This window comes from Oenococcus sicerae, assembly GCF_004102045.2.
Lineage (GTDB): Bacteria > Bacillota > Bacilli > Lactobacillales > Lactobacillaceae > Oenococcus > Oenococcus sicerae.
Genome location: NZ_CP029684.2, coordinates 1,452,947 through 1,476,663, shown reverse-complemented (window position 1 = coordinate 1,476,663; position 23,717 = coordinate 1,452,947). Strand labels below are relative to the sequence as shown.

22 protein-coding genes are annotated in these 23,717 nt (G+C 38.8%); 3 read left to right on the top strand and 19 right to left on the bottom strand.

The window, feature by feature from the left end:
- The 11 genes from DLJ48_RS07545 to DLJ48_RS07495 form a co-directional block, all read right to left on the bottom strand.
- A complete protein-coding gene (locus tag DLJ48_RS07545) occupies window positions 1–693 on the bottom strand; it encodes a hypothetical protein (RefSeq protein WP_128686861.1) in 693 nt (230 codons plus the stop codon).
- Between the two features lie 68 nt (window positions 694–761).
- Complete coding sequence (locus tag DLJ48_RS07540) at window positions 762–2,105, bottom strand: glutamine synthetase family protein (protein ID WP_128686860.1); 1,344 nt, start codon at window positions 2,103–2,105, stop codon at window positions 762–764.
- Window positions 2,105–2,437 (bottom strand): MerR family transcriptional regulator, encoded by a 333-nt coding sequence (locus DLJ48_RS07535; RefSeq protein WP_128686859.1) that lies wholly within the window; start codon window positions 2,435–2,437, stop codon window positions 2,105–2,107. The genes DLJ48_RS07540 and DLJ48_RS07535 overlap by 1 nt, the downstream gene beginning before the upstream one ends.
- 71 nt (window positions 2,438–2,508) lie before the next feature.
- Window positions 2,509–3,276 (bottom strand): tRNA (adenosine(37)-N6)-dimethylallyltransferase, encoded by a 768-nt coding sequence (locus tag DLJ48_RS07530; protein ID WP_128686858.1) that lies wholly within the window; start codon window positions 3,274–3,276, stop codon window positions 2,509–2,511.
- A complete protein-coding gene (locus tag DLJ48_RS07525; RefSeq protein ID WP_128686857.1) occupies window positions 3,263–4,030 on the bottom strand; it encodes a glycerophosphodiester phosphodiesterase family protein in 768 nt (255 codons plus the stop codon). The genes DLJ48_RS07530 and DLJ48_RS07525 overlap by 14 nt, the downstream gene beginning before the upstream one ends.
- A gap of 1 nt (window position 4,031) precedes the next feature.
- Window positions 4,032–5,288: a glutamate-5-semialdehyde dehydrogenase gene (locus DLJ48_RS07520; RefSeq protein WP_128686856.1), complete on the bottom strand. Its 1,257-nt coding sequence runs from the start codon at window positions 5,286–5,288 to the stop codon at window positions 4,032–4,034.
- On the bottom strand, window positions 5,285–6,082 hold the full coding sequence (gene proB, locus DLJ48_RS07515) for a glutamate 5-kinase (protein ID WP_128686855.1): 798 nt from the start codon (window positions 6,080–6,082) through the stop codon (window positions 5,285–5,287). Before proB ends, DLJ48_RS07520 begins: the two co-directional genes overlap by 4 nt.
- Window positions 6,069–6,845 carry a pyrroline-5-carboxylate reductase gene (gene proC, locus DLJ48_RS07510; RefSeq protein WP_128686854.1) on the bottom strand — a complete coding sequence of 259 codons (777 nt, stop codon included), beginning with the start codon at window positions 6,843–6,845 and terminating at the stop codon, window positions 6,069–6,071. The genes proB and proC overlap by 14 nt, the downstream gene beginning before the upstream one ends.
- Before the next feature lie 12 nt (window positions 6,846–6,857).
- Window positions 6,858–8,201 (bottom strand): PFL family protein, encoded by a 1,344-nt coding sequence (locus DLJ48_RS07505; protein ID WP_128686853.1) that lies wholly within the window; start codon window positions 8,199–8,201, stop codon window positions 6,858–6,860.
- 11 nt (window positions 8,202–8,212) lie between these two features.
- Window positions 8,213–8,485 carry an ACT domain-containing protein gene (locus DLJ48_RS07500; protein WP_128686852.1) on the bottom strand — a complete coding sequence of 91 codons (273 nt, stop codon included), beginning with the start codon at window positions 8,483–8,485 and terminating at the stop codon, window positions 8,213–8,215.
- Window position 8,486: 1 nt separating this feature from the next.
- Window positions 8,487–9,341, bottom strand: coding sequence for a bifunctional 5,10-methylenetetrahydrofolate dehydrogenase/5,10-methenyltetrahydrofolate cyclohydrolase (locus tag DLJ48_RS07495; RefSeq protein WP_128686851.1), 855 nt, complete (start codon window positions 9,339–9,341; stop codon window positions 8,487–8,489).
- A gap of 160 nt (window positions 9,342–9,501) precedes the next feature.
- Here DLJ48_RS07495 and DLJ48_RS07490 point away from each other — a divergent pair, with 160 nt between their 5' ends.
- The 3 genes from DLJ48_RS07490 (at window position 9,502) to DLJ48_RS07480 (ending at window position 15,834) form a co-directional block, all read left to right on the top strand.
- On the top strand, window positions 9,502–10,368 hold the full coding sequence (locus DLJ48_RS07490; RefSeq protein ID WP_128686850.1) for a DegV family protein: 867 nt from the start codon (window positions 9,502–9,504) through the stop codon (window positions 10,366–10,368).
- Window position 10,369: 1 nt separating this feature from the next.
- Window positions 10,370–10,906 carry a DUF1836 domain-containing protein gene (locus DLJ48_RS07485; protein WP_128686849.1) on the top strand — a complete coding sequence of 179 codons (537 nt, stop codon included), beginning with the start codon at window positions 10,370–10,372 and terminating at the stop codon, window positions 10,904–10,906.
- Window positions 10,907–11,259: 353 nt separating this feature from the next.
- Window positions 11,260–15,834 carry a glycoside hydrolase family 70 protein gene (locus DLJ48_RS07480; RefSeq protein ID WP_128686848.1) on the top strand — a complete coding sequence of 1,525 codons (4,575 nt, stop codon included), beginning with the start codon at window positions 11,260–11,262 and terminating at the stop codon, window positions 15,832–15,834.
- A 60-nt stretch (window positions 15,835–15,894) separates the two neighbouring features.
- On the opposite strand, the gene DLJ48_RS07475 is transcribed toward DLJ48_RS07480, so the two are convergent.
- From DLJ48_RS07475 to DLJ48_RS07445, 8 genes are all read right to left on the bottom strand, one after another.
- Window positions 15,895–17,202, bottom strand: coding sequence for an FAD-binding oxidoreductase (locus DLJ48_RS07475; protein WP_128686847.1), 1,308 nt, complete (start codon window positions 17,200–17,202; stop codon window positions 15,895–15,897).
- Window positions 17,195–18,034: an FAD:protein FMN transferase gene (locus DLJ48_RS07470; protein ID WP_128686846.1), complete on the bottom strand. Its 840-nt coding sequence runs from the start codon at window positions 18,032–18,034 to the stop codon at window positions 17,195–17,197. The genes DLJ48_RS07475 and DLJ48_RS07470 overlap by 8 nt, the downstream gene beginning before the upstream one ends.
- A gap of 6 nt (window positions 18,035–18,040) precedes the next feature.
- A complete protein-coding gene (locus DLJ48_RS07465) occupies window positions 18,041–18,451 on the bottom strand; it encodes an FMN-binding protein (protein WP_128687118.1) in 411 nt (136 codons plus the stop codon).
- A 126-nt stretch (window positions 18,452–18,577) separates the two neighbouring features.
- Complete coding sequence (locus tag DLJ48_RS07460) at window positions 18,578–19,996, bottom strand: sensor histidine kinase (RefSeq protein ID WP_128686845.1); 1,419 nt, start codon at window positions 19,994–19,996, stop codon at window positions 18,578–18,580.
- On the bottom strand, window positions 19,996–20,682 hold the full coding sequence (locus DLJ48_RS07455) for a response regulator transcription factor (RefSeq protein ID WP_128686844.1): 687 nt from the start codon (window positions 20,680–20,682) through the stop codon (window positions 19,996–19,998). Before DLJ48_RS07455 ends, DLJ48_RS07460 begins: the two co-directional genes overlap by 1 nt.
- 16 nt (window positions 20,683–20,698) lie before the next feature.
- Window positions 20,699–21,193 carry a hypothetical protein gene (locus DLJ48_RS08605; RefSeq protein WP_243148563.1) on the bottom strand — a complete coding sequence of 165 codons (495 nt, stop codon included), beginning with the start codon at window positions 21,191–21,193 and terminating at the stop codon, window positions 20,699–20,701.
- Window positions 21,168–22,724, bottom strand: coding sequence for a glycosyltransferase family protein (locus tag DLJ48_RS07450; RefSeq protein WP_243148561.1), 1,557 nt, complete (start codon window positions 22,722–22,724; stop codon window positions 21,168–21,170). The genes DLJ48_RS08605 and DLJ48_RS07450 overlap by 26 nt, the downstream gene beginning before the upstream one ends.
- On the bottom strand, window positions 22,717–23,712 hold the full coding sequence (locus DLJ48_RS07445; RefSeq protein WP_128686843.1) for a glycosyltransferase family 2 protein: 996 nt from the start codon (window positions 23,710–23,712) through the stop codon (window positions 22,717–22,719). The genes DLJ48_RS07450 and DLJ48_RS07445 overlap by 8 nt, the downstream gene beginning before the upstream one ends.
- Window positions 23,713–23,717: the final 5 nt, after the last annotated feature.

Sequence of the window (23,717 nt, the reverse complement as noted above, 5' to 3'; positions counted from 1 at the left end):
TTAAAAGCTCGTTAAGTAATCAGTGTAAAGATGATCAGCCTGATCAACGAAATGTTGAAAACTGCCAAAGTATTTTTCGATCTGTTCACATTCTAGTTGAAGAATTGCACGATTTTTTTCTAATTGAATAATTTCCAGTTTATTATTGTCAATATCTTTTTTGACTGATGCAAGGCCTTTTTCTGCGTAAATTTTGTTCGCTTGATGTAATTCGGTAATTTGTAGATCTTGTTCTTTTGACGTTTGCGGATCATCCATAAAGGCTTTTAACTGATTCATTTCTGAATCGTTAAAAATGAAAGCAACGCGAATAATATCCAGCAATCCAAAAGTTCGAGCTGAAGGCCAAGTGCCAAAGACAATTTCGAAAACGCCAGTTTTAATCTCTTTAAAAATCAGAAAAGGAAAGTTTTCACGAATGAAATCTATTAATTTTGCTGATAAAAACGCCGCTAGATCGGGCTGAAATGTTTCAGTCATGCTGCTAAGAAAATTGTTCGGATCAGCGTGCGGCCACTGACGGACCTGCTCGTTATAACGCGCAGAATCAAGCAGCTCGTAAATGAGCGCATCATCATGATCAGCAATGGCTTTATTCATTGTAAGCAAATAAGTAACTTTGCTATCAATTAAGTTCTTCAATAAATGTATTTGATTGTCACTGGTCGCACGAACATCAGTCTCTTTTGCCATATCCTAATTTTTGCAAACAAAAACGTCTATGACCAGACGTTAATTAAATATTATTTTCTTTAAGAATTTTAAAAGGTTTCCAGATATTGTTCGATTTCCCACTTTGAAACTGAGGCACGATAAGACTGATATTCAAGTTTTTTCGCTTCAACGAATGTATCAGCGATTCGTTTAGAAATGGCCTTCGTAATAACATCGTCCGTTTCAAGATTCTCAACGGCTGCAAGCAGCGTATCCGGCAAATCTTTGATACCAGCTTTTTTCCGTTCACTGGCATCCATTAAGAAAATGTTACGATCTACCGAGTGTTCTGGTGTGATTTCTTTTTCAATGCCATCCAAACCAGAGGCTAATACAACAGCAAAGGCAAGATATGGATTAGCTGTTGGATCAACCATTCTTAGCTCCAAACGCGTTGAAGCCCCTCGAGAAGCAGGAACACGCACCATTGGCGAACGGTTCGAAGCGGACCAAGCAATATAAACTGGTGCTTCAAATCCAGGCGTTAAACGCTTAAAGGAATTCACAGTAGGATTTGTGATCGCAACAAAATTCTGGGCATGATCCAAGATACCCGCCAAAAAATGATAAGCAGTTTTTGATAAACCGAGTTCATCTTTAGGATCATCAAAAACATTTTTGCCATCTTTAGAAAGGCTCATATTTGTATGCATACCGTTACCATTAATACCAGCAATCGGTTTTGGCATAAAGGTTGCATAATAACCATATTTACGAGCAACTGTTTTTACGATCAATTTAAATAATTGGATATGATCAGCAGCGGTTACGGCATCGGCGTAACGAAAATCAACTTCATGTTGCCCAGGCGCAACTTCATGGTGGGCAGCTTCAACTTCAAAGCCCATCTGTTCCAAAGTAAGCACGATTTCTCGACGAACATGTTCACCCAGATCCAAGGGCGCTAAATCAAAATAACCGCCATTGTCATTGAGTTTCATGGTTGGTTTGCCATCTTCACCGACTTTAAACAAAAAGAATTCAGGCTCTGTGCCAACGTTGAAGTCAGAAAAACCATCTTTTTTCATTTCTGTCAGCACACGAATCAAATTATTCCTGGGATCTCCTTCGAAAGGCTTACGATCGCTAGTGTATACATTAGCTGTAATCATAGCGACTTTACCATCGTGTTCACCAGTCATGGAATCCGGTAGAATTTTAAAAGTATCTAAATCCGGGTACAGATACATATCGGATTCTTCAATGCGCACAAAACCATCAATTGAAGATCCATCAAACAATAAATCGTCATCTAGGACTGTGTCAAGTTCACTAACAGGAATTTCAACATTTTTTATCATGCCGAAAACGTCGGTAAACATCACCCGCAAAAAGTTGACACCCTCGTCCTTAACCGCTGTTTTAATTGCTTCTTTTGTTAATTTTGTCATTAATGTTTTTCCAGCCTTCCGATTTTCAAAAATTCGTTTTCAAGCGAACGAACAAAATCGATCTTCTCATCTTGACGATTCCTGACTCTATTGGTCTCATAAAGATCATGAATATCTTTTAAACTGTCACCAGATTCCATCATCGTTCTGATCTCAATCAATCGCTCAACATCATTCAAAGAAAAACGCCTTTGTCCACCCTTTCCTCTTTTTGTCGTAAGCAAATCTTGACTTTCGTAATAGCGAATCTGCCTATCAGAAAGATTCGTCAACGCACGAATCGTACTAATCGGTAAAATTGCTAAATCCTTTTTTAATCGCTCATCAATCATCTCTTACTAAATCCATCTAACTAAAATTATAGATATTTTTTAATAAAATTGTAAGAAAAGCTGACATTGGTCTATAATTGGTCGAATTTTTTGACCAAATCAAAGATTTTTTCAGGGTTTTTGGAGATTTCAATTGCATCAAACCAATGAATATCTGGAAATTGATTCCGAAAATAAGTTAACTGGCGCTTAGCATACCTTCTTGAATCACGTTTAATCAATTCTTTAGTTCGATCCAAACTTTGCCGACCATCGAAATAAGCCAAGAATTCTCGATAACCGATAGCTTTTTTTGATTGAAAATCGCCTTCCAGCTGAAATAATGTTTCTGCTTCAGCCAAGAGTCCTTGCTGAAACATTAAATCAACTCTTCGATTAATCCGATCGTACAGTAAAGAACGGTCCATCTCTAGGCCAACCAATAATGCCTGATAAAGTCGATTTTTAGGACTGGCCTCTTGAGGGATCGGAGCAGTATTTTGGCTTGAAAGCTGACGATCACCTAATAAAGTCTGCAAAAAAAATCCTGAGCCACCCACGACGACCGGCAATTTATTTCGATTTACAAAATGATCTATTAGTTTTCTCGCATCATTCATAAATTCATAAGCATTATAAGAGTCGCTAGGATCTTTGATATTAATAAAATGCTCTTTAACTGCTGCTAGTTCCTGTTGATTAGGTTTAGCAGTGCCAATATCTAATGTGCGATAAATTTGAAAAGCGTCCTCAGATATTATTTCAGTTTGCAATAATCGTGCTACTTTAATAGCTAGTGCTGTTTTTCCGCTAGCGGTTGGGCCAACAATGGCAATCATTTTTTGTTTATTGTTTAACATGATTCTCTTGGTTTGATCCTTGAATACTATCACGCAGCTGAGTCGCTAATTCGATCTGATTAGTGATAACTGCATGAAGTGGTTTTTTAAAAATATTTATTAAATCTCGAGGTTCGTCAACAACCCAAGGTGCAAAACAAGATTTTTTAAAACAAGTTATTAGCATGCGATTAAAAACAAAACGAAAATCAGGATTGATCTGTTGAATTCTTTTTGTAAGAAAATCAAAAACATCTCTTGGGGCGATCAAAAAAGTCAGTTTTGCCAAATCAATTGAACCATCAAGCTGCCGTAAACGATGAACTGTTTTACGATTAAAAGACTGGAGAACTAATTGCCACTGAGCAGTCGGAAAACTGCTCAGAGTGTTTAAAACAGCTTCTTCAATGCCAGGATAATCAACATGATCAGTTTTTAACTCAATCAACAGTATTTTATTAAATTGAATCAACGACAGCCAATTTAAAAATTCATGCAAAGTCATAATTTGCGTGTGTTCATATGTTTTAGAAAACCAGCTGCCAAAGTCTAAAGATTTTAATTCAGCTAGCGTCTTATTTTTGACATATCCCGACCCATTAGAAGTTCGATCCACTTTTTCGTCATGAATGACAACGAGCTCGTGATCCTTGGTCATATGAACATCAATTTCCAGACCATCAATTGGATATTTTACAGCTGCTTGAAAGCTTGGCAAAGTGTTTTCGGGCGCGGCATTTTTATAGCCTCGATGAGCAAAAATTCTAGTCTGCATTTTATTTTCGGACTTCGCCATGACCGAAAATTTCGTATTTATAACTGGTTAAAGCTGATAATCCCATGGGACCGCGTGCATGCAGTTTTTGTGTGCTGATACCTATTTCAGCACCAAATCCAAATTCGAAACCATCGGTGAAACGTGTGGAGGCGTTTTCAACAACCACAGCCGCATCAACATTATTCATAAATTTTTCAGTATTTTCCGCAGATTTAGTCAAAATAGCTTCTGTGTGATGGGTCGTATGCTGGCTGATCCAATCAATGGCTTGGTCAAGGCCGCTGACCACTTTAACTGCAATAATCAAGTCATTATATTCCGTATCCCAGTCAGCGTCTGTGGCTGCTTGGGCTCGATGATCAATTTGGATCGTCTTTTCATCGCCTCTTATCTCAACGCCGGCTTCGATTAAGCTAGAAAATAGTTTAGGCAAAAATTCATGGGCGATTTCTGCATGTATCAAAAGTTTTTCTGCTGAATTGCAGACAGAAGGATTCTGAACCTTCGAATTGAGGATAATCTTAATCGCCTGTTCTAAATCAGCCGACTGATCGACAAAAATATGATCATTGCCGGCACCTGTCTCAATAACAGGAACAGCAGCATTCTTCACCACATGGTTGATAAAAGACCCCGAACCACGTGGAATTAACAGATCAAGATACTTTCTCAAATGCAGCAGTTCGTCAACAGAGTCATGACTTGTGTCTGTGATAAGTTGAATAAAATCTTCGCTATAGTTTAATTGATTTAAAGCTTTTCGCAAAATATCTGCAATGAAACTGTTTGTTCTAATTGCCTCTTTGCCGCCACGCAAAATAATCGCATTACCTGATTTTATCGCTAAGGCTGCGGCATCAACCGTCACGTTAGGCCGCGCTTCGTAAACCATCGCTACCACACCCAGGGGCACAATTTTTTTAACGATTTTAAAACCAGCTGCTGCCTGCCACTGTTCATCTCGATCCGCTAAGGGATCGGGCAGTTTCGCTAGGGCACGTAAAGAATTAATCATGTCAGCAATTTTGATCGGCGTAAGTTCCAGGCGTTTTTGCATCGTCAGACTAAGTGTTTGCCGATATTCTGCAACGTCTTTTGCATTAACTTGTAAAATTTTATCCGTCTTTGCTTGAATCGCATTTGCAAAAGCCAATAAAACAGTATTTCTATCTTCAATTGAAAGTTGGGCAGTTTCTATGGCAGCTTGTTTGCCACGTTGTCCCATTAAAATTATGTCATCATGTAATTTAGTCATTTTGAAAACAAAGTCCCGATTTCCTTCCCTGCTAAAGCTTGCAAAATAGCATCAGGCTGACTGCCTGATAACAACAGCATCTGTTTATCATTTTCCAAAAGGTATTCAGCAGCCTTTAATTTTGTCAGCATACCACCTTTTCCCAAATCACTTTTTCCAGAAGCGAGATTCAACGTCTGATCTGTAATTGCTTGAATACGACGAAACGGAGATGCTTCGCTGAATTCATAGGGGTTTTTATCATAGAGTGCATCCACGTCAGACAAAATGATCAGTCCGTCAGCATCAACAGCTTTCGTTACCATTGCAGCCAAACGGTCATTGTCGCCAAAAGAATGCTGATGGTCCATTTCGTCAACAGCTATCACATCATTTTCGTTGATAATCGGAATCGCCTGCAACGCTAATAATTCGCCAAGCGCATTTAACATATTTTCCAGCATTTTCGAGTTGTCAAAAACATCATATGTCAGCAGAATTTGTCCAGTCAGCTGATGATAGAAAGAAAAAGTTTGGTTATAGATTGCCATTAAATCAGCTTGACCGATCGCAGCCAAAGCTTGCTGCTGCGAAATTTTTGAAGGTCGTTTTTTAAAAGACAATTGATGGATCGCAACACCGATCGCACCAGAAGTCACAAAAATAACCTCGCGGTTCTGATTTCTTAAAGCACAAAGCGTTTGAACCAACTGACCGATCACAGGCAAATTTATCTGACCATTTTTTAATACGATCGTTGATGTGCCGACTTTAACGACAATTCTTCTCCAGTTGTCAAAATTATTTTGTGCCATGATTAATTGTCGCAAGAATAGCACGATTCACAATATTTGCAAAATCGTCTTTTTCAAAAGATACAATTCCGTCGGCTGTTGATCCGCCTGGCGAAGCTACTGCTTTGATTAAATCATTTGGCAGCAACTGTCTAGATAACAAATTTTCCGTGCTTCCTTCAAGTGTTTTTAAAGAAATAGTCAATGCAGTCTCAGGATCAATGCCTTGATTGATCGCGGCTTTTTGCAAAGACTGGGCAAATAAAGCCACAAAAGCCGGTCCAGAACCTGCAATAGCGGAGAAAGCAGGAAAATCTTTTTCTGGTAATTCAACAAAAGAGCCAATTTTATTGAAAAAATCTTTCACTAACTGTTTGGATTTTTCAGAAATAGTTGATCCGAAAATAATTGATGTCAAAGAACGATCGAACTCAGCATTGACATTTGGCAACGAGCGAACAATCTCGGCTGCAGGCAGTGATTTTTGCAATTCATCAAGACTTGTTGATCCTAAAAAAGAAATAATCAACTTGTTTTGAAAGCAATCGGCTGGCAGATGTTGGATTATTTTTTTTAATTGCTCAGGTAAAAAAGCTAGCACGATCAAATCTGAATCGCCTATTAATTGTTTTTCTTCAGCATAATGTATACCAGTTTTATCAGCTAAAGATCTTGCACTAGCAGGGGAATTAACAAAAATATCGTCTGGTTGAACGCCGGCTTTAATCAATCCAAAAACAACAGCCGAAGCTAAATGACCTGCACCTAAAAAACCATATTTCATGATGTTCTCCTCTTAATTTTTAAACGAATGAATCGGAGCTGGAATATGCCCGCCTCGATTAATAAAATCAGCTGATGATCTTTCGATCATCGGCATGATTGGTGCTCTTCCCAATAAACCGCCAAAATCAATCTCATCACCGACTTTTTTGCCAGGTACTGGAATAACTCTAACGGCTGTCGTTTTGTTATTTTGAACCCCAATGGCTGCCTCATCAGCGATCATCGCAGCAATCGTTGTCGCCGGCGTGTCTCCTGCTATCGCGATCATGTCTAGGCCAACTGAACAAACGGCAGTCATGGCTTCTAGTTTACTAATCGTTAAAATACCGGCAACAGCTGAGTCAATCATCCCAGCATCTTCGGAAACAGGAATGAAAGCGCCACTGAGTCCGCCTACTCGTTGACTAGCCATGACACCACCTTTTTTAACAGCATCATTTAATAACATTAAAGCGGCCGTTGTACCGTGTGTGCCAACTTGTTCCAAACCGATTTCTTCTAACACTTCAGCAACTGAATCACCACGAGCTGGCGTCGGTGCCAAACTTAGATCGACGATGCCAAATGGTACATTCAATTTTTGAGCTGCTAAACTGCCAATTAATTGGCCAATACGAGTAATTTTGAAAGCTGTGGTTTTAATTTTTTCCGCAACAACATCAATCGGCGCTCCTTTAACGGTCTCTAGAGCTCGCTTGACAACGCCTGGACCGGAAACGCCTACATTAATGACAACATCATCTTCTGAGACACCATGAAAAGCACCAGCCATAAAGGGATTATCTTCAACAGCATTAGCAAAAACGACTAGCTTAGCATTGCCAAGTGGATCGACTTCAGAGATTCTTTTGATCGTTGTGCCCATTTTACGAATCGCATTTAAATTAATGCCAGCTTTCGTTGAAGCGACGTTAATACTCGACATCAATAAATCAGTTGTGGATAACACTTCTGGTAAACTATCGATCAACATTTTTTCGCTAGGTGTGGTCCCTTTTTGAATTAAGGCTGAATAGCCGCCAACGAAGTCCACATGAACATCAGCGGCCGCCTGATCAAGGCTATGTGCGATTTTCAATAACCCATCATAATTACAGTTGCCTGCTAGTAAAGATATCGGCGTAATAGAAATACGTTTATTGACAATCGGCACACTGAAATCACGTTCCAGCTGATTGGCAGTTTCGACGAGTTTTCCTGCTTTATCGATGATTTTTTTATAAATTTTTGCTGCTGTTTCTTCACCATTAGCACCAATACAATCTAAAAGTGAAATGCCCATCGTGATGGTTCGAATATCAAAATGTTCCTCAGAGATCATTTGAATAGTCGTGTTAATATTTTTTATATCCATGATCGCTCCAGCTAAATTTGTGAAATAGAGTTAAAAATTTCTTCGCGTTGAACTTGAATCGAAATTGAGAGTTTGGCGCCTAATGCCGTCAATTTTGTTTGCAGCTCAGTAAATTTAGCATCGATATCAGTAATATCAACCAACATGCTCATTGTAAAAATATCATCCATCAATGTTTGAGAAACATCTAAAATATTAGCCTGATTATCTGCTAACGTTCTTGCAACTTCAGCGATAATTCCAGTTTTATCTTTGCCAATCACTGTCACAACGGCTCTTTTCATCTCATTCTCCTCTGTGCTGAAATTTAGCTAATTCGTAGGTGTGCTGAATCAGTGTTGCGATCGTCATTGGTCCCACGCCACCGGGCACTGGCGTTATCCAAGAAACTTGTGCAGCAGTTTTTTGAAAAACAACATCGCCAACTGTTTGGCCATCTAACTTATTAGCGCCAACATCAATGACAGTGGCAGTTGCTTTTAAATGATCTAATTGAAACCAATTAGCCTTGCCCACTGCCACCACGATCAAATCAGCTGTTTGCGCAAATTGCTGCAGTTGGTCTGTCGGTGTCTTAGAATGAGCCAAGGTCACGGTCATGTCCGCATTAGTTAACAGGATACTCATAGGCCGGCCGAACAAAACAGATCGGCCGATCACTAAGGCATTTTTGCCTGTAAACGAATAATCATAAGCTTTTAAAAGCGCCATGACGCCAGCGGGCGTTGCTGACACGACATGTTTTTCCTCAGCATTTTCAAACAAAAGACCTTGGTTATAGGCTGCCAGGCCATCAACATCTTTAATAGGAGATATTGCATTGAAAACAGCTGATTCGTCAATATGCTGCCCCAAGGGGGATTGAACTAAAATCCCAGAAACACTATCGTCATGATTCAATTTATCGATCAATCGAAGAACTTGATCAGTATTCCAAGTATCATCTATTTTGAATTCTTCAGAATCGATCCCAACACTAGCAGCCCTACGAACCTTCATGCCAACATACATTTTGCTGCCAGGATTTTTTTCATTATAGATGCTTGCTAATTTAATTGAAAAAGCTGCTTCTTTGACATTTTCAGCAATTTTTTCAAGAATTTTTTTTGAAAGCTTTTTTCCATCCAGTATCTGAACCATGCGTAAATTATCGCATATTATAAAAGTGATTTTTAATTTTTCTGCTATATTTTCATTGGAAAAAAGACGAAATTCGGCCACTTGCTTTATGTAGTTTTATAAACTATATTATATAGTGTTCAATACTACAAGGAACAAATATAATTCAAAGAGGTTTCAAATGACCGAAAAAATTGCCATTTTAATCGATTCATGTTCGGACGCGCCGCAATATTTGCAAGATAAAGAATACGTGAAAACAATGCCGATGCAATTGCATTGGGATGGTGAGGTTCTGCGTGATCGCGTAGATATCACGCCGGATGAATTTTACGATCGTATGAAACATAGTTCAACGATTCCAACGACATCCAGCCCTCAAAGTGGTGATATCATTGAAAAATTTGAAGAATTAAAAAAAGAAGGTTTTACGCATGTGATCGCTATTTGTATTTCGAGTGGTCTGTCAGCGACTTTCAGCCAAGTCAGTTCCCTTGCTGTTGATGAAAAAAATATCGATGTCAAAGTAATTAATACAAAAAATATTGGTATTGGCAGTGGCTTATTTGCCGTTTATGCTGATGACCTAATTCAACAAAAATTACCTTTCAAGACAATTGTTAATTTAGTAAATGCTTCGGTTTCAAGCAGCAAGATTTTCTTCTATATCCCAACATTAAAATATTTGGCTGCCGGTGGTCGTATTGGCAAGGTCGCTAATATTCTCGGTTCAGCATTAAATATAAAACCAATTATTTCTTGCAACGAACAAGGCATTTACTACTCGATCGCCAAGGCTCGCGGGGAGAAAAAAGCTATCGAAAAATTACTAGCGCTGGTCGCTAAGACGGTTGATGGACACAAGTATGTCCGCTTGGCTGTTGCTGAAGGCGATAATAAAGAATTGCTAAAATCAACTTGCGAACAGTTAAAAAAACTGTATCCTCATCAGCAGATTTATACTGGTAATATTTCTCCAGCTCTGGGTGTTCACACAGGTCCCGGATTGATTGGTGTAGCAGTGCATATCGCAAAAGAGGTTATTTAAAATGGATAAAGAGAATAAGCTGCCACTCTGGGATGAGTTACCAACTTTTGAAATCTATTTAGATCAATTATTGGATCTTGCTAATAATTATGTTTATCCAATTACTGGTGAACATTTAACACGAACAATGATGCACAATTATACAAAAGCAGAAGTAATCGTGAGACCGCGGAACAAAAGGTATCTAAAAATTCATTTGGCAGGCGCTATTGTTGTATCGCTATTAAAAAGTGTTTTCTCACTTGACACAATCAAAAACGGTTTTCAGATCGAGATGGAACAAGATAGTGCCCAAGAAGCTTATGATCGTTTTGTTAATATGTTCAATCAGGTATCGAAAACAAGTGATAGCGAATATTCAGGCAGTGAAAACCCGAATTCTCAAGCCGCAATGATCCAATATCAGGCAATCCTATCCGTAACTTACCATTTGAGAGCTATTGCTACAATGAGAAAAATACTCTTGCAGACGCTTACAACACCAATATCAGACGTAAAAAAACAAAAAAACACCTCTTCTGAAAGTTTTCAGAATTAGTTTCAATAACTTTGCTGCTAGGGTAAAGTTATTTGAGAAAACCGGGTCAGAGATCGCAAAAAATTGATAAACGCTTATCATACTTTCAGCTAACTGCTTTTCTAATAGACACTACCCTTTCTGTCAAAACCGATCTGTCATCTTATTTTTCCACTTATAGCAATGATCATCATGACATTGTATGACAACTGAATGACACAATTTCAAGAGTTTAGAGATATTATTTGACTATTTTTTTCACTAAAATTTCCTGCATCAAAAATGGGATGCATAGAATTGGTTCGAATCCAATTGAGGATATTTGGCTAATTTATTTTAACCAAAAAATTGAATAGGGATGGGATTTTTTTAGCATGAGGAAAACAGAAACATTATTTCGTAAAAAAATGTACAAAAAAGGAAAAATTTGGGTCGTAGCTTGTTTGTCATCAGCTGCAATTTTGAGTTTGAACATTCAATCAGCTCAGGCGGATACAAACACTAATGGACCAAATACAAGTGTCAGTACAGATAAAGCTTCTGCTGGTACTGCGATAACTGGAAATGATTCTTCTGACACTGAAAAACAAACAGCTGCCACAGCGAAAACAGTTTCAACTGATCTGCAAACAAATGATGGCGTTCAAACAACTAATTCAGCAGATACCAGTAATCAGCAATCTGAAACAGTCGATTCAGTCGGACATTATGTGGAAAAAAATGGTCACTGGTATTACTTAGACACCAGCGGTCAAATCGTGACCGGTCTGCAGAAAATAGACGGTCAAACACAGTATTTTGCTGCTGACGGTAGTCAAGTCAAGGGTCAATTAGTGACTGTTGAAGAACAAACTTATTATTTCGATTTAAATTCCGGAAATGCCGTCACGGGCTTGCAAACAGTCAATGGGCATTTAATTGATTTTGACAATGATGGTCGAGAAAGCAAAAACGTTTATGCCAAAGATGACCAAGGCAACAACTATTACTTTGACGAAAATGGTCAAATGGTGACAGGTCTGAAAGTTATCGATAATCTAACTTACTATTTTGATCAAGATGGACATCAACGCAAAGGTTTTTCAGCCGTTTTCAATAATCAAGTTCTTTATTTTGACAAAATAACCGGTGCTTCAACTTCAGCAACTGTGTCAGATATCAAAGAAGGTCTGACTGTTCAAAATGACGATTTTACACAGCATAATGCTGCTAACACAACGACGATCGATAGTTTTACGAATGTTGATGGGTATCTGACAGCTGCTGCTTGGTACCGGCCTAAAGATATTCTGGATAACGGTCAGACTTGGCGACCTTCAACAGTCACTGATTTTCGCCCCATTTTAACCAGTTGGTGGCCTGATAAGCAAACACAGGTAAACTATCTGAATTATATGAAGAACCAGGGCTTTATTAGCAAAATAGACGATTTTAAAACGACTGATGATCAGACCTTTCTTAATCAATCAGCTCAAGCAGTTCAAAGTGAAATTGAAAAAAAGATTAGTTTAGAAAAATCAACTGATTGGTTAAAAACGATCATGCAGACTTTCGTCGATCAGCAGCCGGCTTGGAATTCCAGCAGTGAAGATCCAAATACAGATCATCTTCAAGGGGGTGCGCTTACTTATATCAATAGCCCCTTAACACCAGACGCCGATTCTAATTTTCGCTTATTGAACAGAACGCCAACAAACCAAACTGGAACTCCTGAATATACAACAGACAATTCTTTAGGGGGTTTTGAACTCTTACTCGCAAACGACGTAGATAATTCTAATCCAGTTGTTCAGGCCGAACAATTAAATTGGCTTTACTATTTAATGAATTTTGGTTCAATTACAAACAATGATGCTGACGCAAATTTTGATGGTATCCGAATTGATGCCGTTGATAACGTAGACGCAGATCTGCTGCAAATCGCGGCCGACTATTTTAAAGATGCTTATGGTGTCGACAAAAATGATGCCACAGCTGATCAGCACCTATCAATTCTTGAAGATTGGAGCCATAACGATCCGACCTATGTGACTGATAATGGCAGCAATCAGTTAACAATGGATGATTATCTGCATACTCAGCTAATCTGGTCCTTAACCAAATCCAGTGATATTCGTGGTACGATGCAGCGATTTATGGACTATTATCTGGTCAATCGTGCCAGCGACAGTACTGAAGACACAGCGACACCGAACTACTCTTTTGTTCGTGCCCATGACAGTGAGGTCCAAACAGTGATTGCCCAAATCATTTCGGATCTATATCCAAATTCTGGCAGTGGTTTGATCCCGACCCAAGAAGAAATGGATGCCGCTTTTAAAGTCTATAATGCCGACATGCAGTCAGCGGATAAAAAGTATACCCAGTACAATATACCGAGTGCTTATGCAATGCTATTAACGAACAAAGATACCGTTCCACGTGTTTATTATGGTGATCTTTACACAGACAACGGCCAATATATGGCTACTCAATCACCTTATTTCGATGCTATTGATAATCTGCTTAAATCACGAATCAAATACGTTGCCGGTGGTCAAAGCATGGCCGTTGATAATCATGATATCCTAACCAGCGTTCGCTATGGCCAGGATGCCCTGACAGCTGAAGATTCTGGCAGTTCAGCCACAAGGACCCAAGGGATTGGCGTTATCGTCAGTAACAATGCTTCTTTAAAGTTGACGACAAATGATCAAGTGGTTCTTCATATGGGTGCTGCTCATAAAAACCAGGCTTTCCGGGCAGCACTCTTAACAACTTTGAACGGCTTAATAAGTTATCAGTCGGATGATGGTGCACCAGTGAAATACACGGATGCTAATGGCGATCTTATTTTTAATGCGAGTGATATATTTGGCGTTCAAAATTCACAAGTTTCTGGATACCTAGCCGTTTGGGTACCAGTTGGTGCTAGCTCTGATCAAGACGCCAGAACACAAGCTGACGACGAAGCATCAACAGATGGCAAAGTACTACATTCAAACGCTGCTTTAGATTCTCAAGTGATTTATGAAGGTTTCTCTAATTTTCAAGCTACGCCAACAACGCATGATGAATACACAAACGTTGTGATCGCAAAAAATGCTGATACTTTCAAAGATTGGGGAATTACTAGTTTTCAATTAGCACCACAGTATCGTTCAAGTACTGATCAAAGTTTTTTGGATTCAATCATTCAAAACGGATATGCCTTCACGGACCGCTACGATCTTGGTTTTGATACACCCACAAAGTACGGTACAGTCGACGATTTGAGAGATGCTATAAAAGCGCTGCATGCTGATGGTCTACAAGCGATTGCAGACTGGGTCCCTGATCAAATCTATAATCTGCAAGATGCACAAGTTGTCACCGTTGACCGGACTAATTCATATGGTCAAGAAGATGATGATTCGGATATGCAAAACGATCTGTATGTATCCCAGACCAAGGGTGGCGGCAAGTATCAAGAACAGTTTGGCGGTGCTTTTTTGGGGACTTTACAAAATCTGTATCCTGATTTGTTTACGGACAAACAGCTGTCAACCGGGCTAGCAATCGATCCCAGCCAAAAAATAACCGAATGGTCAGCTAAATACTTTAACGGCTCAAACATCCAAGGACGCGGTGCTTATTACGTGCTCAGAGACAATAACGATCAATATTTTAGAGTCACTTCCAATGATCAAGATGAGGATTTTCTGCCAAAACAATTAACGAATCAAATTTCTGAAACTGGTTTTATTAAAGATGATCAAGGCATGACCTACTATTCAACCAGCGGCTATGAGGCAAAAAATAGTTTCATTCAAGATGATAACGGCAACTACTACTACTTTGATAACAGTGGTCATATGGTTACAGGACAGCAAACGATCAACAATCATGTTTACTTCTTTTTGCCGAATGGTGTCGAACTGCAAAATGTCTTTTTACAAGATGCTGACGGTAATACCTATTATTACAATGATAAAGGTCGTCGCGCGACAAACACTTATATTACAGATCAAAACAATAATAGTTATCGTTTTGATGAAAATGGCATCATGCTGTCAAATCAATTAGCGGTGATTGACGGGCATACTCAATTCTTTAAAACGAGCGGTATTCAAGTAAAAAATGCCTTTATCAAAGATAACGATGGCAATCTGCGTTATTTCGAAAGCGGCAATGGCAACATGGTCACAAACGAATTTAAGCAATTGCCTTCTGGCGAATGGGCCTACCTCGCTAACGATGGTATCGCCGTCAAAGGATTACAAACAATTGATGGTCGCCAACTTTATTTTGATAACGATGGTCAACAAAATAAGGATATTTTCTACACTGATGAAAACGGTCAGCGACTTTATTTTAATGGGACTACTGGTGACCTAGTCAAAAATGATTTCATCTACAGCTCGTCCTCCCCTTACGCTGATATTCCCAATTCAGAAAATAACAGCTATAGCGGTAATCCTAATCATTGGTATTATGCAGATGATCAAGGACACATCGTCACAGGTTTTCAAACGATTAACGGTCATTTGCAGTACTTTGATAAAATTAGCGGTCAAATGCAGGTCGATCAATTCGCCCGTGAAGATAATGGTAATTGGGTCTATCTCAATGAAAACGGCGAAGCTGTTCAAGGCTTAACTCTGATTAATGGCAAGCTTAATTTCTTTAATCATGATTTCACGCAAGTCAAAAATAACTTTGCTACGGATCCAAAGACAGGCATAAGTTACTATTTTAATGGAACTAGCGGTAAAATCGTTGAAAATGATTATTTCACGAATAATGGTACCGACTGGTATCACGCCGATGAAAATGGTCAAAAGCAGACAGGCTTTCAAACTATCAATGGTCAAGTACAATATTTTGATAAAAACGGAATTCAGTTAAAAAACGGTTCCGCCTATAATCCTCAATCAAAACAGTGGTTCTATTTCGATGCCAACAAAGGCAACGGCAGCGTCATTAGTTAAAAACAATCACAATATTAGCGATCCAACCAATTTGGCTGGATCGTTTTTTTATGCAATTAACTAAAAACTAAATTTCTCATAATAAATATTTTTAGCCTTCACACCAAATTTCGCTAATAAGGAACGATAGCCGATCATCATTTTATTGGAACCAGACATTAAAAAGTAAGCCTGATCAATGATTGTTTCTGGTAAAATAGCTGAAATTTTTTCTAAATTCAAACGATGAATCGATTCAAAATAGTAAAAATTCGGCCATTGATCAGCCAATTGCAGCAGCAGTTTGCGATAAACGAGATCATCTTCGCTAGATACTGTCCAAATAAAGTATATTTCCCTTTTTGACGCGTAGGCCAAAGCTAAACTAATTAGCGGAACAACACCGGTACCTCCTGCCAATAAAATCAATGCTTGCTGTTTGTCATCTTGATTCAAAATTTGATTATTTAATGTGCCGAAAGGACCGTCGATCCGTGCTGATTCACCAATGGTGATCTTGGCAATTTTATGAGAAAAATCACCATCGGCACGAATGGCTAAAACGACTTGCCTTTTCTCATAATCAAAATCAACAAAAGAAAAAGGATGCATTTCCTTCATGCCCTCAATGTTAGGGAAATCAATAAACAAGTAGTCACCTGCCTGATATTTTTTTAGCTTTTCGGCTCTCGTATGACTAAACCTTAAAGTTACTTGCGTCATGTTCGCGGATAAAGGTCTGATATCAATAACTTTTGCCCGATTGAAACGCCAAGTCTTCGAGATCAGAAAGTAGGCATATAAAGCAAACACTATCAACGAGTAGGCATAAAAGAGAATTGCAAACCCTTTAATTTGCATAATATAATCAATCAGCAGTACATGAATAAAAACAAATAAAGTTGCTAATATATTAAGCCGATGCAGCCAAACACTAACTTCATGTTTAAAAATATGTTTTTCAAAAAATCTGATCCAAATCTTCAACCAATGAATTCGGTCAGTCAGCCAGCCGCTTAAAAAGAAAATCGAATAAACTGCCGTTCCGATTAAAATCCACAGACCTATATCACCAGTGAGCTTGATCAAACCATTTGAAGAAGTCATAAGTTTATGAACATAGGCAAATACGATCATAATAATCGCTAATCCACCATGCAGAAAATACATAGATGGCAAGCCAATAATGCGATCTAACCATTTTGGTTTTGTGGAAATGAAAATAATCAATAGCATCCAAGCATAAGCAATCGTGCCTAATTGAATACCAAGATTCGAGATGGCCGGTCCAGTCAAACCGTTAGCTAGTGCTTGAATAAGCGGCAATGGAAATATAAAAATGGCCAGCATCCAAAAAAGACCTAATAAATATCGATGGCTTTTAAGCATAACGCAACTCCTTTTGATCGACGAGTTTGTGATCAAGCCAGCGTTCGGCTGTTTTGCTATAACTAATACGCAGTCCCGATCCCGGAATATGATCGAGCCAATCATGATCATTAATAGCAGGAATAGCAATTGCAGTCGCCCAGATATCAGCTAAAGTCAAGCTGGGGCAGAGAACGCTAGTGCTAATAATGCTATTTTTTTGTTTTAAAACGGCCTGTCCACTTGCAGGATCGATCAAATGATCACCTCGCTGACTAGTACCGGAAGTTGCAATTGCCGCATTTTTCATCACGATTTTACTGAGAATTTTCTCATTATCAAAAGGATCGCTAATGCCGATCGACCAATTCCAATCAGAATCTAAACGCGTCGCAAATTGCATATCACCACCGCCATTAAGATTAATGGCTATGAAATTAGGATCAGATAATAGAGGCTTTAATTGTATCTGCTGCGCTTTTTCAATCGCCCACCCCTTTACAAGGCCTGTAGGATCATACTGACCACGATAATTCGCAGAAAAAAGGCCTTGTGTTTGTTCTTCTGCAAAAACGGTCAATGCAAAAATTTGTTTAAAAATAGGACTTGTTTGTTCGAAATCAAGTTTGCCGGCATTATATAGACTCAATTCTGAATCCGAGCGAAATGGCGAAAAACGCTGATCGACGTCCATCAGCCATTTTTCAATTGCTAAGGCCTTTTTTAAAAGCAGTGATCGCGTCAATTCATCATCATGTGCAACAACGACTTGTCCTGTAAAAGGAAGATTCATTTGTTTGATCTCAAAAGTAAGCAGCGAATATTTATCAATTTTTTTCGTATATATATGCATTTGCACTCACACCTTTGCTTGATTTAGTGCGCTTTGAAGCGAACTTTTAAAGGCTTTCCAAGTTTCCGTAGCACCACTCACAGCCTGAATATTTGAAGAATTATTTTTGACTGACTCAGATTCGTAAGTCGGTAAAGCCATGGAATTAACCTGCTGATCGTGATTATTATCTTGTGGGTAATCGATCGTTTGTACTTTTGTGATCTTGCCGCCAGTGATCGTAATCTTAACTTGCACATTGCCCCAACGCATACTAACTGAATTGCCTGTATAACTGCCGTTTGTGTAACTCGAACTTTGTGAACTGGCGCTACTCGGCTGGCTGCTGGCAGCCGTCGTACTTGTTGATGCATTTATCAGGCTGGCCGCCGTATTTTTCTTGAAAAATAACAAGTAACCATCGATAAAAACTGCAATAACGACTGCAAAACTGATTAAAAGAGCTGCTATTTTTTTGACCATATCTGTATTAAAAGTCCTTCACATAAATTATTTATAAACTCAAGTTAAATTTAAAATTAAATTATCTGAGTTCATTTTTTATCAAGGTTCGTTTGGAAAAATTAACTGAAAAATACTTCCCTGCGGATGATTTTCGAAGACTTTTATCTGAATATGCTGATGATCTGCCAATTCCTTAACGATTGACAAGCCTAAACCCGATCCGGGAATTTTACTGCTGCGAGACTCATCAACCCTGTAAAAGCGTTCAAAAATATGTTTTTGAGCATCTTTGGGAATACCAATACCAAAATCTTTAATCTCCAAAATGGTATTTTTCGTCGATTTTTTTAATGATAGAAGTATTTTTTTGTTTTCAGAGCTATATTTGCTGGCATTTTCGATCAAGGCTAAAATAATTTCTCGTAGTTGATCAAAATCAGCCGAAACAATAAAAATACCTGGTGTTGTCATTTTTATTTCTTGCGGAAAAGCCATATTAGCAGCTATTTCAGACAGCATACTGCCTAAGTTAACCTGTGTGATTTTGATTTCATCACGTTCTGCATGTGATAAATCCAACAGGTTTTGAACCAAACGCTGCATTCTTTGTGTCTCCTGAGAAATATAAGCTAATGAGTCTGCAATAATTTCAGGATGTGCCTGTCCACGACGTTTGATCAATTTCAAATGTCCGTTAATAGCTGCTATTGGTGTTTTAAGCTCGTGCGAAGCATCCGAAACAAACTGCTTCTCTCGATCTTCTTTTTCACCAATGACATCAAGCAGCTGATTAAAAGATTTTGCTAATTCATTAACTTCAATTGGCGTTGTAGGTTCCGGCAAACGGTCTTTGATTCCTTGGTTGCTTTGCTCAATTTTTAAGCTCACTTTTTCTGTCGCTGAACTTAGATCAGCCAAAGGAGCAACCAAACGCTGCGACAACTGCCAAACACGCCAAATACCAAAAATGAGCGTTAAACAAATAACAGTCAGTATCGTGTAAAGCGTGATTTTGATAATATCCACGACTTTATACAAGTTGATCCAAACTGTAAAATGATTGCCATACTGACTAACAGTCTTAGTGTAATAAAGATGATAGCTATCAAAATTAAACCATGATTTCGTATCTAGCAAATAATTGTTTGAAAATAATAACGGTCGATGCTTTTGATTGGCAACACGGCTGGCATTTTCGGAATAAAAAACATGGCCCCTGTGCGTTATAGCTTTGATAAAAATAACTTCATTATCAAAAACATTGTTCTTACTCCAAACTTGCCAATCATGCGCTGAATCAATATTAGTTTTCTGTAAACTTGCCAAATACTGATTCGCATTTTGGTCTTGGTTCACGATCAACTGATAACCAAGTACAAGCGGTACAGAAATACCCATCGCCAAGGTTGTTATAACCAGTAGAAAGAAATACGAATGTGCCATAATAGCGGCGCTGCTATGCTTCAAAGGTTTCAAAATTAAAGAAAAATGATGAAAAATAGCTTTTAATTTAGTCATCAATCTGTCCTTAAAACATATCCGACACTCCGGACTGTGTGAATGAGTTTCGGCGAGAAATGATCATCGATTTTTTGCCGCAAATAGCGAATATAAACGTCTGCCGTATTGTACTGCCCGTCAAAATCTAAACCCCAAACATTATCAAGCAGATCATCTCGATTAAGTATCTTGCCAGAATTTTGCATCATATAAGTCAAAAGCTGAAATTCTCGTTGCGTTAAATCGATTATTTGGCCAGCTCGTATAACGCGATGCGTGTCTAGATCCAAAGACAAATCAGCAAGCTGATATTTTCTCGGGCTATCCTTGCTTTGCCTGCGAATGGAAACTCGCAAACGCGCCAGCAATTCCTCAATTTCAAAAGGCTTAGTAATATAGTCATCAGCACCGGCATCTAGTGCTGCAACTTTATCGCCAACATCATTTTTAGCCGTCATTAAAATCACAGGAACCTGACCATTTAATTTTCGAATTCGTCGCAACACTTCAAGGCCATTACGCTTTGGCAGCATCCAATCTAGCAAAACAACACTAATTTTTGTTGCGTTTTGTTCGAAAACTGAAAGTCCCATGTCACCATCACTAGCTGTAAGGACGATATAATCTTCAAATTTCAGTTCCGTTTGCAAATAAGCAACAATGGCAGCTTCATCTTCAATTATTAAAATAATTGGTTTGGTCATAAGAATCCTTCAAAAACTATTTCCTAACTTTAACAATGTCGGAACTCGATTGATCGTAATAAACACGGTTTTGAGAGAATAAATAAACAAAAGAACGTTTACCCCAGGTGGGGCTCGGCGTTGTCGCTGAGTCTTGTCCCAATTGATAGGCATGTGTTTTCACAAGCCATATTTTTTGTCTATGATTCGTCGGATTGGTCACTTTGATTTGATACTGGCCAGGTTTTAACTGATTTAAAATCTTATAAGATGTATGTCCGGCCGTAATATTGAATTTTTTTTCACTACTGCGATTAGTCAATGTCGCAGTTGCTTTACTTTTGTTCACTTTTAGCATCGAGAAATAATCATTCGTTGCGTCAATTGTGACATTTTGCGTCACCGAACGATGCGGCGGCAGCCAAGTTGTTTTCGGCCCGTATTGGCTTGACAACTGGCTTCGCTGAGCAATGGTCACGATTCCCTGCTGGCTGATCAATTGGCTATTAACTTTTAAATACCCAGCAATCATGAATACTGCGGCAGTAGAAGCTAAGATCGGCACGACCGGTTTGATTTTCAGTTTTTTTTAACGCTAGATCATTCGTCGCAAATGCCTGATCAATAATTAGGAAAATCGCCGGAATAATCGCCTGGCCATAGCGATCTTCAGCTTCCCAAAAGAAAGTATGAAAAGCCAAGTAGCCAACAATGGTCAATAGTGAAAACATGATCAGCGGCGTAACATTCCTCTCTTTAAAAAGTCGGTAAAGACTAATCAAGGCTAGTGCATAAATTGTGACAAAAGCAAGCCGCAAAACTAAAGAGGCAATATTAGACCACCACGTCTGCCAGCTTTGAAACCAAACCGGTGATTTAACGTAGCCGCCAGTGTAGGAACGATTATAATTCGCAACGTTCAGCAGAACACCAACTTTTGTCACCCATAACTTGATCAGACCAGATAGACCAGCAGTTTTCAAACGCCTGCTGATTCCTTTTAAATCGGCCTTTTCACGGGCTTTCAAATTAGGAAGTGCGCTGGCCGCTTGAGTATCCGGACCACTATATGAACCACCGTTAGATGTATTCAAGCCCATATAGATCCAGTGCGTCACGGGCAGTTCATAGCGCAAATTGTTTTTAAAATTAATCGAATTATCAAGAATCTTCGTAGCCGGAAAAGACAGGATGATCGCACAAATAATTGTTAAAAACGGCGGCCAAATTTGGCGCATGTCATGTTGTTTGGTGATCAGAAGCAAAACTAAAGTTAAAAAGGCAGCAATGGCAATGATCAAAAAATTCGGTTTAATAACCTCGGCTAATAAAACTTCGCCGAATAGCAAGCACAGGCTTAAGTATCTGTTCCGCTTGTTTTTAAAATCCGATTTCTGCCATTTCAATAAAATCAGCAATGTACCGGCAACCGCTAAATAAATTGGCACATCCGAATAAAAAACCTGCAAATTATAGGTGTAAGCGTAGGAACTGAATAGGAAAAAAAGTTGTCCGATGACGACTAATGCCCAATTCTGACTAATTTTTCGCGCAATGATCGATAATAATAGAATCAAGCTGTCAGTTGTCACCATACTGAGAACGTGGATCGCAGTATTCGGCGTTAGACCAAGCAAATTCATGAATTTAAACCAATTTCCGATCAAAATCGTTAACGGGATATTATTCGGATAACGCCAGAAATAGTTGCTGGTCCAATCGATATCACCCGTACTAAATTGTTCGGCCTGCTGAATGACACGAAATGGATCGTGATAAACAGTTGCGGGCATTGCTGAAAAAATATAGATCTGAACAAGAATGATCAATCCAAAGAATATCCAGAAAATGCGTTTTAACAGCCTCTGCGGCAGCCGTCTCAAATAACGATATAACCGAATCACTAAAAATGGTCCGATCAGGACTAAAGGAACCAGAATCAAGAAACCACTATTCTCAAATGGATAAGCAATATTACCGCAAATACCAATGATCAGTGAAAACATTAAAATAAGAATCAACAATTGTTTAAAGGAAAAAACAAAATTGAATTTTTTATGCATGAGTCGATTTGTCCATTTTTTTAGATCTAGGAACTGGATTTGCTTTTGTATATAAGTCCTCTTGGATGATAAAACGCGGACGGCGTTTTACCTCCTTGAATATTTTGCCGATATACTCACCAACAATACCAACGACAATTAATTCAATACCGCCAAGCAGCCAGATTGAGATCATGATGGATGTCCAGCCAGTCGTCGTATAACCGGTCAGCCAGCGGATCAAAGCGTACAGCACATAAATCGCAGAAAATACAACCATCGTCAATCCCAATACCATAATGGCTCTGATTGGGACCTCGCTAAAAGAAGTAATGCCATCCCAAGCAAACAACAGCATTTTTCGCAGTGGATACTTTGATTTGCCGGCTTTTCTAACGCGACGCGCATAAAACACTTTTGTGCTGGGAAAACCAACTAAAGGAACCATGCCGCGTAAAAAAAGATTGCGTTCTGGAAATGCAAGCAAATTTTTGACAGCGCGGTTGCTTAGTAAACGAAAATCGGCATGATTCGGAATCGTTTTAACGCCGATTTTGTTCATAAATTTATAAAACAGTCCAGCCGTATCACGTTTAAAAGCTGTATCGCTATCACGATTATTGCGTACACCATAAACCACATCGTAACCAGCATGATAATCATCAACCATTTCAATGATTGCCCTGGGATCATCCTGCAAATCAGCATCAATCGTCACGATCATATCTGCATCTTGACTCGCAACAGTCATTCCGGCCCATAGTGCGTTTTGGTGGCCTGTATTGCGGCTAAGATTAATGCCTGTAACAAAAGGATTACCTTTGCGGCTGTTTTCAATAATCGACCAAGTCTGGTCCGTAGAACCATCATTCACAAATAGCATGGTTGAATCCTGGCTTATTTTTTTGTCCTTCAGTAGTTCCTCATAGATGTCGGTCAAAGTGGAAATGGTCGAATCTAGAATTTCTTCTTCAAAATATGCTGGTATTACAACAACTAATTTGTCCATCAATT